Below are 14,009 nucleotides of genomic sequence, written 5' to 3' on the forward strand. Positions count from 1 at the left end.
TATTAAAAATGTATCTTTTATTAATAAGCGGTGACAGTGATGCAAATCACAGACAGACAAAAAGAAGAGCAGTTAACTCCTATTCTGCGGCAGGCGTTTCGGCCTCTGTTCCTTTTGGGGGCAGGGTTTAGCGCCATAGCGATGCTGCTGTGGGGGGTAGCACTTAGCGGAAAGCTCAGTTTGCCTGTATACGGCAACATTATGTTCTGGCACAGCCATGAAATGATATTTGGCTTCGTTATTGCCATAGTCCTGGGGTTTTTATTAACTGCGGTGCAGAACTGGACCGGACTTAGAGCACCACATGGCAAGACTCTGCTTAGTCTGACCGTTTTATGGGCAGCCGCCAGGTTAATGTTGCTGTTGGGCGGTGAACTGCCGTGGTGGTTGGTTGCAGGCGTGGATGTCAGTCTGTTACCTGTCGCCGCGTTGCTGTTCGGGCGTATGGTGTTAAAAGTAAATCAGACCCGGAATTTATTCTTTGTGCCCATTTTGCTGTTGCTGACGGTATGCAACTTGCTTATGCATTACGGCTTACACTTTGGTCACTATCATATTCAGGTGCTTGGCGCTTACAACGCAGTATTTCTGGTGACCTTGTTAATGGCCATTATTGGCGGACGAGTGCTGCCAATGTTTACTGCCAACGGGACTCAAACACCTAAAGTAACGCCAATAGTCTGGCTTGATCGCATAGCTTTAGGCAGCTTGTGGCTTATCTTCGCTGTGCACTTTCTGAATCTGCACACGCTGTTACCTAACCAGATAATGGTCGTTCTATTTGGTGTTTCAGCGGTGGCAACCGGGATAAGAGTTGCGCGCTGGAAAATCTGGATAACCTGGAGAGTACCGCTGCTTTGGTCACTGCATTTAGCTTATTGGTTTATCCCCATTGGTCTGGCGTTATTTGCATTGCGTTATGCGGGTTTCGACCTGACGCAGAGTCTGCCGCTGCACTCCTTAACCGCAGGAGCTATGGGAAATATGATCCTCAGCATGATAGCGCGCGTTTCGTTGGGTCATAGTGGGCGTCCGTTGCAACCAAAACTGATAATGACCGGTGCATTTTTACTGGTGTTAATAGCCGCTTTAACCCGGGTCTTCTTAATGTGGCTGGCTCCTGATTTAGCCAGCCAGTGGTTAATGTTCAGTGCTATAGCCTGGACTCTGGCTTATGGTATTTATGTGGTGGTTTATTTTAAGGTGCTGACAACACCCCGCGCCGACGGTAACCCGGGTTAAGTTTCTTCCGGAGAGTGGTCGGGGCGCGCAGCCAGCCAGCACCCGACCACAACCAGCACAACACCGACAATTGCTTTTAGCCACACCGGAACTTGCGGAACAAATAACCATAGCACCAGGTACCCGGTTGCCATCATAACTAAGGCTATGATTTTAGAGCGGCGTTTAACCACTCGGTGCTCGCGCCAGGCTCGTATGTCCGGGCCGTATTTGGGGTGGTTAAGCAACCAGGTTTCAAGCCGGGGCCAGCCTTTACTAGCAGCCCACAATGCCGCAATGAGAAAAGGTACTGTGGGCATTACCGGCAGGGCAATGCCGATAAGTCCAAGTAATACAAAAAATAGCGCCAGAGCGCGCCACAATAATCGAATTAACAGCTCCCGCGTCACGACTTCATTCCTAATCGACTGGCCATTTTGTGCAGGTTACTGGCATCCAGCTGCAGGTCTTTAGCGGCCTGACTCCAACTGTTGTTATGGCGGCCTAAAGCCGCTTCTATCATCTTACGCTGAGTATAATTTACCGCTTCTTTCATCGACACGTTAGCCTGAGGTAAGCTGGTTCCAGCAGAATTTTTTCCAGAGTCGGTGGTGGCTGACAAAGGCAGTTGCACATCCAGATCCAGCATGTCGGGTTCAATGGTGGCAATATCGGTTTTTTCCACACCGTGGCTAAGCAGCTTAATAGCGGCCCGGCTGATAACATGTTCCAGTTCACGCACATTACCCGGCCACTGGTACTGTTGTATAGCAAGCTCAGCCTCCGGCGATAAGCGTAAAGCCCGCAACCCCAGACGAGCCCGGTTTAGCTCGAGAAAATGCCCGGCCAGAATAGACACATCGTCACCGCGCTCGCGTAATGGCGGAATTGGCAAAGGATAAACCGAAAGGCGGTGGTATAAATCAGCACGGAATGTTTCATTACTGACTTGCTGGCGTAGGTTGCGGTTGGTGGCGGCAATAAGGCGAACATCTACTTTGCGGTATTTGTCAGAGCCTAAACGCTGAATTTCACCATTTTGCAGTACTCGCAGTAACTTGGCCTGTATGGATAAGGGCAGCTCGCCAACTTCATCCAGAAACAGCGTACCGCCGTGAGCGACTTCAAAGCGTCCTGAACGGTCGCTGGTTGCGCCGGAAAACGCCCCTTTTACATGACCAAAAAGCTCGCTTTCTGCAAGTGATTCGGGTAGAGCCGCGCAATTTACATAAATAAGGGGTTTGTCGCTGCGCTGTGAGAGTATGTGCAGTTCACGGGCAAACAGCTCTTTACCGACACCAGTCTCGCCCAGTAGCAGTACGGGCAAATCGGCACTGGCAACCACTCGTAGTTCTTTCAGCACACTTTCAATAGCTTTGCTGTGCCCGATAATTTCCGACTCGTTTCTTTCTGTGGTTCCGGATTTTGGCATGGTGCGCTGCTGGCCTTGTCGCAGAGCCCTGACGTTTTGCTCCAGCTGGCCAATGCGAACGGCGGTCTCAACGAACAAGCTAAACTTTTGCAGTTCAATCATTGAGTTGTCGGTAAATGTACCGGGTTGCAGTGCGTCTAAGGTCAGTACACCCCAACACTTATTCTCCAGGTACAAACTAATACCCATGCAGTCGTGAACGGGCAGCGCATTACCTGGCTGCTCAGCGAGCAGTCCGTCGTAGGGGTCTGGTAATGACGAATCGTGCTCAAAACGTACGGGGTTACGAGATGCCAGCAATGCCGCTAACCGGGGGTGCTGTGCTACAACAAACCGACGACCCAGCGCTTCGCGTACCAGTCCCTGAATAGCAACTGGTTGCAGCACTTCATTATCCAGCTTTAATAAAACCACTGCGCCACAGTTGAAGTGACTGCGTAAGGTGTTGACCAAATTTTGTAAACGAACCGCTGCAGGCTGCTCGGTAAGCAGGTCTGCTAATAGACTTTCTTGCAACATGGTTAAATTGACTGCCCAGGTTAAAAATACCCTTATTGGTTGGGTTGATAGTACCGTGGCACCCCGGAGAGTCAATAATCCTAACGGGGTAGGAGCTGGCCTGTTTGTTGCAATCCTGACCGGAGTAAGAAACTTTATTTAGCAAACAGGAGTGACCCATGAGTACTTTCGATGACCGTTTACAGACTGCCGAGCAACAATGGCAGGACGCTTCACCCAAGCATTTGATAGAGCATATTTATCTGCGTTTTCATCAGCGCCATCGCGAACAGCTTCCTGAGTTAAAGCAATTGGCCATGCGCGTTGAAGCCGTTCATGGTGATCACCCCGAAGCCCCGGTTGGTCTGACTGAACACCTGGATAACCTGATGCAGGAGCTGGAAAGCCACATGACAAAAGAAGAACAAATTCTTTTTCCTTTGCTGTCACGTGGTGTTTATCCCGGCGGGCCAATTTCAGTAATGGAAAGCGAACACGTTCAGCATGAAGGTGAACTTAATAGAATTGACGAACTGACCAATAACTTAACGCTACCGGAAGGCGCCTGTGGTACCTGGACAGCGCTTTATAAAGGCTTAAAAGAGCTGCAGGATGACTTGCATGAGCATATTCACCTGGAAAACAACCTGCTTTTTGTTGAAAAGAAAGCATCGGCACCTGAGCACGGTAAAGACTTTTGTTGTGGTTCGTGTCAGTAACCCTGCTTAAAGTACATCACCTTTTCTAAATATCGGCGGCTCTCCGACAACGGATGCTTAGACGTTAGGTCCCGGTAAACAATGCCGGGCTGACTTCGGTTTATAATTTGGACCGCGTTGCTGCGGTTGGAAGAAAAGGTTTTCAGCACGTTACCGGCGCCACCATTGTATGCTGACACAATAGCGTATTCGCGACTGCGCGGATGTTGCACACCTTTTAGGTACTGGGTGTTCAAAATGTGCAAATAGGCACTGCCAATATCAATGTTCTGAGCCGGATCGAACAATTGTTGAGACGTGGGCTGTCCGGGAATTTTACGAACACGCTCAAACACATCACGTCCGGCGGTTGACGCCACTACCTGCATTAAGCCGTAAGCGTTAGCGTGGCTGACTGCATAAGGGTTAAAGCTGCTTTCGGTTTCAATAATGGCATAGATAAGCTCAGGCTCAAGGTTATAGCGTCGCGCTGCGGCTATAACGTAGTCGGCATACTGGTGTTTGCGCAACTCCTGGTGTTCGTCGACTAAAGCAATTTGAACCTCATACACCTGATTGTTTTTAGCGCGCCGGGTGCGCAGCTGGTTTTTCACCAAGTACTCGGCAAAGCGATTCGCCCGCCATTCGTATTCGACGACCACATTGTCCTGGTCAACAACTTGCCCGCGCAAAAACGGTTTTCCCGTTTGCTCAGGCTCTTTATCGGTAAAAATATCAACCGCGGTGAGGTCGGTTGGCGTTAACAACGTACGCACAATAGCGGCTTTGAGTTGTTCCCGGGTTTTGGCCGGATCATTGCTGTCATGCAATGTCGCAACTGTCAGCAGGCCCTGCTCAAAATCGACAACGGCTTTGGCATGAAAGTTATCGCTGTATTTAACGTACTTTTTCTCACTGGGAACTGTGTTTTCCTCGTCACCCCAAATGGCTTCAGCAACAGCGCGCAAGTCGCGCAAGGCCTCGCGTAAATCCTCAATGTCGCTAATAAGCTGTTGCGGGTTGCTGCGATAGCTGTGCAAACGCTCACGCGCCATAGATTCCACCACAGCGGTTGGGTCGTTACCGCTAAGCACGCCGGAATTGACCACGCGTTTTACGTTATCAGGTGTTATTTGGCATCCTGCCAAAATTAGCGTTGTGGCTATAGCCGCCAGCAGCGTGGTTAATTGAGTCTTTTTATTCATAGTGCCTAAATTGAGCTTCACTTCCCTTGTTCAAGCTTTTACATTAGAGAGACATAAAAAGAAACCCTAAGCACAGTTAAAAAGTGCATAAAACAACAGGAATGAAGATGCGCAGTCTCAAATTTGCGGCGCTGATAGCCGCCTCATGGTTAGTCATGCCGACTCAAGCACAACAACTCTCGGGCGAGAGTTCGTTACTCCCCGAAGCGAACTACAGTAATTCAGAAGTCACCGTAGAGCAGGTTTTGGGTTACCCCATGGGCACCAAAATTACCAGCCCGGCGGATATGAGCCGCTATTTTGAAGCATTGCAGCAGGCTTATCCCAAACAAGTAAAATTGCTTGAGTACGGCAAAAGCTGGGAAGGGCGTACGCTTTATTACGCGGTTATTTCCAGTGAAGACAATATGGCTGACTTTGACGGTTTTATGAAGGGCATGCAGGCCTTAGCCGACCCGCGCAAAACCGACAGCGATAAGGCTGAGCAGTTAATTGACGAATTGCCCGGTAGCATCTGGCTGTCCTATGGCGTTCACGGCAATGAAATTTCGTCACCGGAAGCCGCTATGGTAACCGCCTATCATTTGCTGCATGACCAGCGTGAGCAGACCCAACGCTGGTTAGATAACACCATGGTATTCATTGACCCACTGCAAAACCCGGACGGGCGTGCCCGCTTTGTGGATCGTTATTACATGAGTGTTGGGCTTGAGCACTCAGGCGATCGCCGCAGTGCGGAGCACAACGAACCCTGGCCTAACGGACGCACGAACCACTACCTGTTTGATATGAACCGCGACTGGATAGCACTGACTCAGCCTGAAATTAGCGGGCAAATAGATGCCTTATTAAAATACTATCCGCTGGTGTTTGTTGATCTGCATGAGATGGGTGGCGATTCCACTTATTACTTCACCCCAGAGGCTCGGCCTTATAATCCACTGATTACCGAGTCACAACGCGAAACGCTGAACTGGATTGGTAAAAATAACGGCCAGTGGTTCGACGAAAAGGGCTTTGATTATTTTACCCGCGAAATTTTCGATGCGTTTTACCCGGGCTACGGTGCCAGTTGGCCGCTGTATCAGGGCTCAGTTGCAATGACCTACGAGATGGCTTCAGCGCGCGGGCATTTGTTTGACCGTACAGACGGTGACGTACTGACCTACGCTGACGGTGTTCAGCAGCATTTTATAGCGTCTATCTCGACGATTCAGACAGTTTCTGAGCGTCGCGAAGCCTTATTGCAGAAGTTCTGGGAATACCGCAAGTCAGCGGTTGAAGCGGGCGAAGACGGTGATGTCCGTTCTATTATTCTGCCCGCTAAGGACGCCCCGGCCGCCGCACGTAAACTGGCTTCTTTACTGGTTGAACAGGGCGCAGAAGTGAAGCAGGCGAAAAAGGCGTTTGATGTGTGCGGTACTGATTATGAAGCTGGTGCTTATATCATTGATATGGCACAACCTGCACACCGCATGATACGCACCTTAATGGATAAGCAAGTGGATATGGCGGATGACTTCCTGGCAGAGCAGGAGCAGCGCCGTAACAATAACCTGCCGGACCAAATTTACGACGTAACCGGTTGGTCACTGCCGTTGATGTTCAATGTCGACAGCCACACCTGTGATGACTTGCCTGACGTCGCCACAGCCTTTGTAGAAGAGGGGCGCATTGAGCCTGGCAAAGTGATTAACCCGGACGCCAAAGTGGCTTTTTTGGTTCGCTGGGGTGACATGAATGCAGGACGTTTCCTAACTGCTGCGTTGCGTGAAGGTCTGGAGGTTCGCCAAAGCGAATTAGCCTTTACCCACGAAAGCGCCGGTGAATTCCCCAGCGGCTCATTGATTTTAACCCGAGCTGACAACCCCGGTGGCTTGCAGACTAAATTACAAAAGCTCGCTGAGGCGTCAGGCGCAACCGTTGAAGGTGTTGATACAAGCTGGATGACAGAAGGACCTAATTTTGGTTCGCACAACGTAAGCAAACTGGAAGCACCGAACATTGCTATTGCCTGGGATGAGCCGGTTAGCCCTTACAGTGCAGGGCATACCCGCTTTGTGATTGAACGTCAGATGGGGTACCCGGTAACGGCTATTCGTACCATGCAGTTACTGCAAAATGACCTTGATGGCCTGGATGTTCTGATATTACCGGAAGGTGCTTATTCTGGCGTATTTAACGACAAAAGCGTTGAAAAGATTCAACGGTGGGTGTCGGATGGCGGTGTGTTGCTGACCTTAGGCAGCGCTTCTGCCTGGGCGGTTGAAACTGGTCTGCTTAATACCCAGCTGGAACGCAAAGTGCCGGAAGAGGGCGTTACTGAGCCTGACGAAGAAATTAAAGTTGACGGTAAAGTGATTGAAAGCCGCGAGCAATTCTTAACGGAAATAAAACCGCACGGCGCTGATCCCGACTGGGTGCCCGGTGCGTTATTAAATGCCAAAGTGGATACAAAACACTGGTTAAGCGCCGGCGTTAAACCGCAGGTTGTGAGTATTTATAACGGCAATGACGTATTTACCCCCATTGATATTGATCACGGTCGCAACATTGCGTGGTTTGCTGGCGCGGATAGCCTGTTAGCCAGTGGCTTTTTATGGGACGATATAGCTCAGCAATTACCTTATAAGCCACTGCTAATGTGGCAGCCAAGCGGTAAAGGCATGATTATCAGCTTTACTCAGGAACCCACGTACCGTGCCTATATGGACGGCTTAAATACCTTGCTGATGAACGCCTTGTTCCTGGCACCGGCAAAAGCACAATAGGAGTCTGACATGGCAGAATTTGGTGTCATAGGGTTGGGGCGTTTTGGTGCCCGAACTTCAAAAGAACTGCTCGATCTCGGACATCGTGTCATAGGCGTTGATTCAGACGAAAAAGCCGTTGAAGCAATGGCAGATGTGTTAACGCATTCTGCCATTGCCGATGTGACTGATGAAAAAGCATTGGAAGAACTCGACTTAACTAACTGCGAGGTGGTTCTGGTTGCTATTGGGGAAGATCTGCAAGCCAGTTTATTGTGTGTTCTACACCTTAAAACTATTGGTGTGAAAGAAATTTGGGCCAAAGCGACCTCTAAATCCCACCATCAAATTTTATCGAAACTGGGTGTAAAGCGTATTATTCACCCGGAAGAAGAAATGGGAATAAGGGTAGCGCAGTCGCTGAATTATCCTATGGTGAACGAGTATATGTCGTTGGGTCATAACTGGTTCTGTGTGGAAATTAGTATTGGTGAGTATTTAAAAGGAAAAACTCTCGAAGACATTATGCCGGACGAAAGTGAGTTTTTTCATGTATTGTTAATAAAGCGTCGCGATGAGGTGACTGTGACTCCCTCTTTATCAATGACGCTTGAGGGTAACGAAACCTTGGTGATGGCCGGCAGTTTGAAAGCGTTAAAATCTGTTGCTCCTAAACTAAAAGAACCTTCATGAAACAGTGGGCTCCTTCAATAGCCTGGTTGTATCGTCGTCCCGGGCGTAAAAGGCGTAGAGCTTTTAAAGCCAGCCCTCCGGTTATTCTTTCCGGTGGCTTTGCCTGTCTGATTTTATTAGGTACTTTGTTACTAAAGTTACCCTTCTCAACTGAGCAACCAATAACCTGGCTGGAAAGCTTATTTACGGCGACCTCTGCCGTTACCGTGACTGGGCTGGTCGTTGTCGATACGGGGGCTACTTATACACCGTTTGGAATGAGCGTTTTGGCTCTGTTGATTCAGGCGGGCGGGTTAGGCTTCATGACATTTGCGGTATTGGCTGCTATTTCGATAGGCGGCCATGTCGGGATTCAGCATCAGGTACTGGCAAAAGAGGCTATGCAGCAAACCAGTCTTGCCAGCATTGGGCGTACGGCAAAAGCGGTGGTATCGTTGGCACTGATTGTTGAGGCTATAGCGGTGGTTGGTCTGACAATAACCTGGTGGCAGGAAAAAGGTTTCGTCGATGCCTTTGCTGAAAGTATATTTTACGCCATATCCGCTTTTAACAGCGCAGGCTTTGTGCTGTCGCCCAACGGAATTGTGGATTACGCCGACAGCATTCCGGTTAATCTTATTATCAGTATTTTATTTGTCATTGGCGGCTTGGGCTTTTCGGTTATTACCAACATATACGAAAAGCGCCGTTGGTATAAGTTCTCGGTTTATACCCGCGCTATTTTGTGGGCGACATTAATTATTAATGTTTTATCCGTTGCTATTATCTGGCTGCTGGAAATGAATAACCCGGCCACCTTTGCCAATTTAAGCTTTGGTGACCAGGCGATGGCAGCCTGGTTTCAGGCTACTACGCCTCGCTCCGCAGGTTTTAATACGGTTGATACCGGGGCAATGACAGAAGCCAGCGCAGTTTATACTATGTTGCTGATGCTAATTGGCGGCGGCTCAATGAGTACGGCCGGAGGCATCAAGCTGGGGACTTTTATTGTCTTACTGGTCGCCACTTATGCTTTTCTCCGCCGTCGAGAGTATGTCACTTTGTTGAACCGCACGGTACCTCAGGAGCTGGTTATGAAAGCTCTTGCGGTCACTTTGGTTACCCTTACTTTGATGTTCCTCGGAATCTTTATCCTAATGATTTTGAATCCGCTGCCGTTTATAGATATAACCTTTGAAGTTTTGTCGGCTTCGGCGACGGTCGGGTTATCGCGGGGAATTACTGCAGAAGTGACCGGGGCAAGTCAGTTAGTTCTGGTGTTTTTAATGTTCGCGGGGCGGGTTGGGCCATTAACGTTGGCCTATTTTTTGGCGACACCAAGAAAACGGCATATACGCTTTCCGGAAACCGATATTCAAGTGGGATAATCTGCTGACAAACGAATGAGCCTATAAGAACAATAACAAGAGAAACTCTCAAGATGCTGAAGAAATTAAAGTTCACGCAAAAGGTCATTATTGTTGCGTCGTTGATACTGGTGCTTGTGCTGGGTGTCTTCACGCTGACCAACTTTTTGCAGATGTCGAATCAAACCCGCAGTAATTTACAGCATCAAATGCAGGCTTTGTCTGACTCAGTATCAAACAATATTTCGCAGTGGTTTGATGATCGCATGAGCATTGTTCAGGCAACCGCCGATGCTTACCGTGTTGATGATTCCACAGACCGTGCTTTAGAGCGGGTTCAACAGTCCAAAGCCGCCGGTAAGTTCAAAAATGTGTATTACGGTTTGCTCGACGGTACTTTTCTGCTCGATGATCCCAGCATCGACCTGCCGGACGATTACGATGCCCGCAGCCGTCCCTGGTACCAGCTGGCGGTTGATGAAGGGCAGCCAACCTATACCGCGCCTTATATAGATGTCACAACCAATGAATTGACCATTACTGCGGTGGTACCCATGCGTCGCGATGGCCGGCTGGTGGGAGTTGCCGGTGGCGATATGATGCTGGATGAGATTTCTAACATTGTTAACGACATCGATTTTATGGGTCTGGGTTATGCCTTCTTAGTTAGCGGTGATCGAAATATTCTGGCACACCCCAACAAAGACTGGATTGAAAAATCTGTGAACGATTACGCTGGTCAGTCAGTTGCTTTTAGTTCTGATTTTTCCGAATACCGTATTGATGGAGCGGACCGCCTCGTGTCATTCCATAAAATAAAAGGTATTCAGGGAGTTGAATGGTATCTGGGAGTGGTTATTGACCGCGAACAGGCCTACAGCAACGTTTCCTCCTTTGCCTGGACCGCTATTGTTTACCTGATTATTGGCATTGTGGCAGTAGTGGTGTCATTAACCTGGTTATTGCGCTTATTACTGAAACCTTTGCGTCGTTTAAATGAGGCCGTAACCGATATGGCCCGCGGCGAGGGCGATTTAACGCAGCGGCTGCCGGTTGAGTCGGACGATGAGTTTGGCCTTGTTTCACGCCGTATGAACGAGTTTATTGAGAAAATCCAGCAAGCCTTGCTGGAAGTGAATGCGGCCGCACAACAAGTGGAAGGCAACATTCGCAGCATGGTTAAAGCGAGTGACGATTCAATGGACATTGGCAGCGAACAGGCCGGAAAAGCCAGTTCTGTTGCAACGGCGGTGAATGAACTGGGCGCGAGTGCTCATGAAATTGCCGAAAATGCTGCAAAAGCCTCTGAACAGGCAAGTTCAGGTACCGAAAAAGCGTCATCAGCGAGAGACTCTTTGCAACATAACCGCCAGCAAATTCAGCACTTGTCGGAACGTATGGATGCCTCCAGCCAGGCAATTCATACCCTGGATGAAGACACCCAGAACATTGGCAAGATCATTGAAGTTATTAAAGGCATAACTGAGCAAACCAACTTGCTGGCTCTAAATGCGGCTATAGAAGCGGCACGAGCAGGGGAAGCCGGTCGTGGTTTTGCGGTCGTAGCGGATGAAGTGCGCAGCCTGGCTCAGCGTACTTCGTCGTCGGCGGGTGAAATTGAAACCATGATAGAGCGGGTCAGAGCCGGAACACGCAGTGTTGTTCAGGTTATTCAGGAAAGTCAGGAAATAAGCAGTGCCTGTGTGTTAAGCGCGGAAGAGTCTGCTGAGCACATGTCTGAAATTAACGCCATTATTGTTACCATCGACGACGTGAATCATTCAGTCGCGTCAGCAACCGAACAACAGACTTCAGTGATCCAAACGCTCGATCGTGACATTATGGATATAAGCAGTATGAACGATCAGAGCGTAGACAATCTAAATAATACTAAGCGAGCTTGCCGTGAGCTGAATACGGCATTTGAACGCTTGGAACAATTGGTAACACAGTTTAAACTGAATTGATCGAAATCAACTATTGGAGCAAACCTATGAACAAAGCATGGATGATTGGCGCCATAGCACTACTTGGTGGACCTGTTCTGGCAACAACAGCTCAGGCAGTAGAACGTACAGAAGCATCAGAGCAAGCACAGGCTTATATTATTTCTCCGCAAAACGGGGAAGTGGTTGGTAAAACCTTTAAAGTCAAGTTTGGCTTAAGCGGTATGGGCGTAGCGCCGGCAGGTGTCGATGTGAAGAATACCGGACATCACCACTTGTTGGTCGATAAAGACGAACTGCCAGCTATGGACAAGCCTATGGGCGGTGACGTGACCCATTTCGGTGGTGGCCAGACAGAAACTACCGTGACTTTAGAGCCGGGTGAACATACGCTACAAATTATCTTAGGCGATAAGAACCACGTACCGCATAACCCGGCCGTGGTATCAGAAAAAATCACTATTACAGTGAAATAAGACTAATCCAGCTCGAGTTCGAGTTGTAATTGCTCGTTGGGGTCAGGCAATGTTGCACTGATCCCCAACAGCCTTACCCCTTTCCCTTTTCCACGCTGCCAGGCTTCATCTAATAACTGATAAAACAGGCTGGGTGAAATAAACTGGGCACTACGGGAGACCGTTGTTTGTGTGAAGTCCGAGAACTTCAGCTTTAGTGTCTGGCTACGAATGGGCTGCTCACGCCAGTGAGTAATTTTCATTCGTTGACGCAGTTTCGGTAATAAATTGTCCTGAACATAAGCCTGAGCTGTCGATTCCAGTCGCATATCCGTTGCCAGGGTTTGTTCAACCCCGACACTTTTGCGAATGCGCTCTGTAACAACTTCGCGGCGATCCCGCCCATGGCAGCGCTCAAATAGTACATACCCGGCTTTATCACCAAGAATGGTCTGTAATTGCTGCAGTTCGATATTCTGGATGTCTTTTCCTGTGGTGAGTCCATAGTTAGTGAGCACTTGCTGACTTTTAGGTCCGACACCGGGAATTTGCTTGAGGTTTAATGCCGCAATGTAGTCGAGAACTTCTGCCGGGCGAACCACAAACTGACCATCGGGTTTGCGCTCTTCGCTGGCAATTTTGGCTACCATTTTCTGGTTTGAAATGCCGGCAGAGCCGGTTATCCCCAGCGTTTTAATTTGTTCTCGAACAAAGTCCATGGCCAAAGTCGCGCTGCCTTTAAAGCCTTCCAAATGAGTTAAGTCCAGATAAAACTCGTCAATAGAAGCAGGTTCAATGCGGGGTGTGAGTTCATGCAGAATATCCAGAACCTTATTGGACAGTTCGCGGTAGTAGTTGCCGTCAGGTCTTATAAAGGTTAATTGCGGGCACAAACGGCGGGCATGACTACCCGGCATCGCGCTTTTAACGCCAAACTGACGGGCCAGATAATTTGCCGTTGCAACGACCCCTCGTTCACCGCCGCCACCGACAGCAAAAGGGCGTGTTTTCAGGCTTGGATCGCGCAATTCTTCAGCCGAAGCAAAGAACGCATCCAAATCCAGCAAAGCTATTTTGCGAGCAATTTCAGCCAAGTGTTTATCCTTTGCACATTTGTGGTTATAATCGCATCCACTAACTGGGCGTGCAAGAACACCAGCCATTTGTAGGAGAAACCAGTGAAAGCTATGAATTCATTTTTCGTTAAGAGCGTTTTAGGCACTATTTCAATGCTGTTTGCGCTGAGTATTAGTGCGGCATCAGTGCAGGATGATATGTCACGTGAAGCGATTGCAGAGCGTATTAAGCCTTTGGGAAAACATTATGTGGCTGGTGAAAGCAGTGCTGCTGAAGAAAGCAGTGGACCGCGTTCAGGCCAGCAAGTTTATGATAAGTACTGCACAGCCTGCCATACCAGTGGTGTTATGGGAGCTCCAAAAAGAAACAACGCTGCCGACTGGCAACCACGTTTAGACCAGGGCATGGAAACGGTATTGAAGCACGCAGTTGAAGGTTTTAATGCCATGCCGCCTAAAGGAACCTGTAGCGACTGCTCAGAAGAAGAAATTCAAGCTGCAATAAATTACATGACTGAAGAAATTTAGTTTTATTTGCATCTTCAGTAACAAAAGGCCACCACCCGGTGGTCTTTTTTGTGTCAATCGACGTTAATTCGCTCTCTTAACTTCCTTCGCTAATTAATTTTTAACCAGATCTTTTCTATTTTTTGACACAGGTCTATACTGTACGACTGTTACTAAACGCA

General features: G+C 48.8%; 12 protein-coding genes. 8 read left to right on the plus strand and 4 right to left on the minus strand.

Translation table 11 applies throughout. From position 1 onward, the window contains the following. Positions 1-39: 39 nt before the first annotated feature. Positions 40-1,242 carry an NnrS family protein gene (locus DEU30_RS09735; RefSeq protein ID WP_114982131.1) on the plus strand — a complete coding sequence of 401 codons (1,203 nt, stop codon included), beginning with the start codon at positions 40-42 and terminating at the stop codon, positions 1,240-1,242. Here the strand turns inward: DEU30_RS09735 and DEU30_RS09740 are convergent. Together DEU30_RS09740 and norR are read right to left on the minus strand one after the other, a co-directional pair. Next, entirely contained in the window at positions 1,239-1,631 is a 393-nt protein-coding gene (locus DEU30_RS09740; protein ID WP_114982130.1) for a YbaN family protein, read from the minus strand. The two genes, DEU30_RS09735 and DEU30_RS09740, sit on opposite strands and share 4 nt — an antisense overlap. Next, a complete protein-coding gene (gene norR / locus DEU30_RS09745) occupies positions 1,628-3,172 on the minus strand; it encodes a nitric oxide reductase transcriptional regulator NorR (protein ID WP_114982129.1) in 1,545 nt (514 codons plus the stop codon). The genes DEU30_RS09740 and norR overlap by 4 nt, the downstream gene beginning before the upstream one ends. 158 nt (positions 3,173-3,330) lie before the next feature. Here norR and DEU30_RS09750 point away from each other — a divergent pair, with 158 nt between their 5' ends. Then, positions 3,331-3,870, plus strand: coding sequence for a hemerythrin domain-containing protein (locus DEU30_RS09750; protein WP_110013002.1), 540 nt, complete (start codon positions 3,331-3,333; stop codon positions 3,868-3,870). Here DEU30_RS09750 and DEU30_RS09755 read toward each other — a convergent pair. Further along, positions 3,864-5,054 carry a murein transglycosylase domain-containing protein gene (locus DEU30_RS09755; protein ID WP_114982128.1) on the minus strand — a complete coding sequence of 397 codons (1,191 nt, stop codon included), beginning with the start codon at positions 5,052-5,054 and terminating at the stop codon, positions 3,864-3,866. The two genes, DEU30_RS09750 and DEU30_RS09755, sit on opposite strands and share 7 nt — an antisense overlap. A gap of 107 nt (positions 5,055-5,161) precedes the next feature. Here DEU30_RS09755 and DEU30_RS09760 point away from each other — a divergent pair, with 107 nt between their 5' ends. Genes DEU30_RS09760 through DEU30_RS09780 form a run of 5 tightly spaced genes read left to right on the plus strand, consistent with a single transcriptional unit; the run spans position 5,162 to position 12,265 of the window. Next, the gene (locus DEU30_RS09760; RefSeq protein WP_114982127.1) at positions 5,162-7,825 is read left to right on the plus strand and encodes a M14 family zinc carboxypeptidase; all 2,664 of its coding nucleotides are present in this window, start codon (positions 5,162-5,164) and stop codon (positions 7,823-7,825) included. Positions 7,826-7,834: 9 nt separating this feature from the next. After that, positions 7,835-8,497, plus strand: coding sequence for a TrkA family potassium uptake protein (locus tag DEU30_RS09765; protein WP_114982126.1), 663 nt, complete (start codon positions 7,835-7,837; stop codon positions 8,495-8,497). Next, complete coding sequence (locus DEU30_RS09770) at positions 8,494-9,864, plus strand: potassium transporter TrkG (protein WP_011233464.1); 1,371 nt, start codon at positions 8,494-8,496, stop codon at positions 9,862-9,864. The genes DEU30_RS09765 and DEU30_RS09770 overlap by 4 nt, the downstream gene beginning before the upstream one ends. A 53-nt stretch (positions 9,865-9,917) precedes the next feature. Next, positions 9,918-11,810 (plus strand): methyl-accepting chemotaxis protein, encoded by a 1,893-nt coding sequence (locus DEU30_RS09775; protein WP_114982125.1) that lies wholly within the window; start codon positions 9,918-9,920, stop codon positions 11,808-11,810. A 26-nt stretch (positions 11,811-11,836) separates the two neighbouring features. Beyond that, positions 11,837-12,265 carry a DUF4399 domain-containing protein gene (locus DEU30_RS09780; RefSeq protein WP_110013008.1) on the plus strand — a complete coding sequence of 143 codons (429 nt, stop codon included), beginning with the start codon at positions 11,837-11,839 and terminating at the stop codon, positions 12,263-12,265. Between the two features lie 2 nt (positions 12,266-12,267). Here DEU30_RS09780 and dinB read toward each other — a convergent pair whose 3' ends face one another. Beyond that, entirely contained in the window at positions 12,268-13,338 is a 1,071-nt protein-coding gene (dinB, locus tag DEU30_RS09785) for a DNA polymerase IV (RefSeq protein ID WP_114982124.1), read from the minus strand. A gap of 84 nt (positions 13,339-13,422) precedes the next feature. Here dinB and DEU30_RS09790 point away from each other — a divergent pair, with 84 nt between their 5' ends. Beyond that, positions 13,423-13,848, plus strand: a complete 426-nt coding sequence (locus DEU30_RS09790; protein WP_011233468.1) for a cytochrome c5 family protein — start codon at positions 13,423-13,425, stop codon at positions 13,846-13,848. The last annotated feature ends 161 nt before the right edge of the window (positions 13,849-14,009 follow it).

This window comes from Idiomarina sp. 017G, from assembly GCF_004362265.1.
GTDB lineage: Bacteria > Pseudomonadota > Gammaproteobacteria > Enterobacterales > Alteromonadaceae > Idiomarina > Idiomarina loihiensis.

Coding starts and splice junctions, on each gene's coding strand:
- norR (WP_114982129.1), bottom strand. CDS start 3,172: ATGTTGCAAGAAAGTCTATTAGCAGACCTGCTTACCGAGCAGCCTGCA.
- DEU30_RS09750 (WP_110013002.1), top strand. CDS start 3,331: ATGAGTACTTTCGATGACCGTTTACAGACTGCCGAGCAACAATGGCAG.
- DEU30_RS09775 (WP_114982125.1), top strand. CDS start 9,918: ATGCTGAAGAAATTAAAGTTCACGCAAAAGGTCATTATTGTTGCGTCG.
- DEU30_RS09735 (WP_114982131.1), top strand. CDS start 40: ATGCAAATCACAGACAGACAAAAAGAAGAGCAGTTAACTCCTATTCTG.
- DEU30_RS09760 (WP_114982127.1), top strand. CDS start 5,162: ATGCGCAGTCTCAAATTTGCGGCGCTGATAGCCGCCTCATGGTTAGTC.
- DEU30_RS09765 (WP_114982126.1), top strand. CDS start 7,835: ATGGCAGAATTTGGTGTCATAGGGTTGGGGCGTTTTGGTGCCCGAACT.
- DEU30_RS09755 (WP_114982128.1), bottom strand. CDS start 5,054: ATGAATAAAAAGACTCAATTAACCACGCTGCTGGCGGCTATAGCCACA.
- DEU30_RS09770 (WP_011233464.1), top strand. CDS start 8,494: ATGAAACAGTGGGCTCCTTCAATAGCCTGGTTGTATCGTCGTCCCGGG.
- DEU30_RS09780 (WP_110013008.1), top strand. CDS start 11,837: ATGAACAAAGCATGGATGATTGGCGCCATAGCACTACTTGGTGGACCT.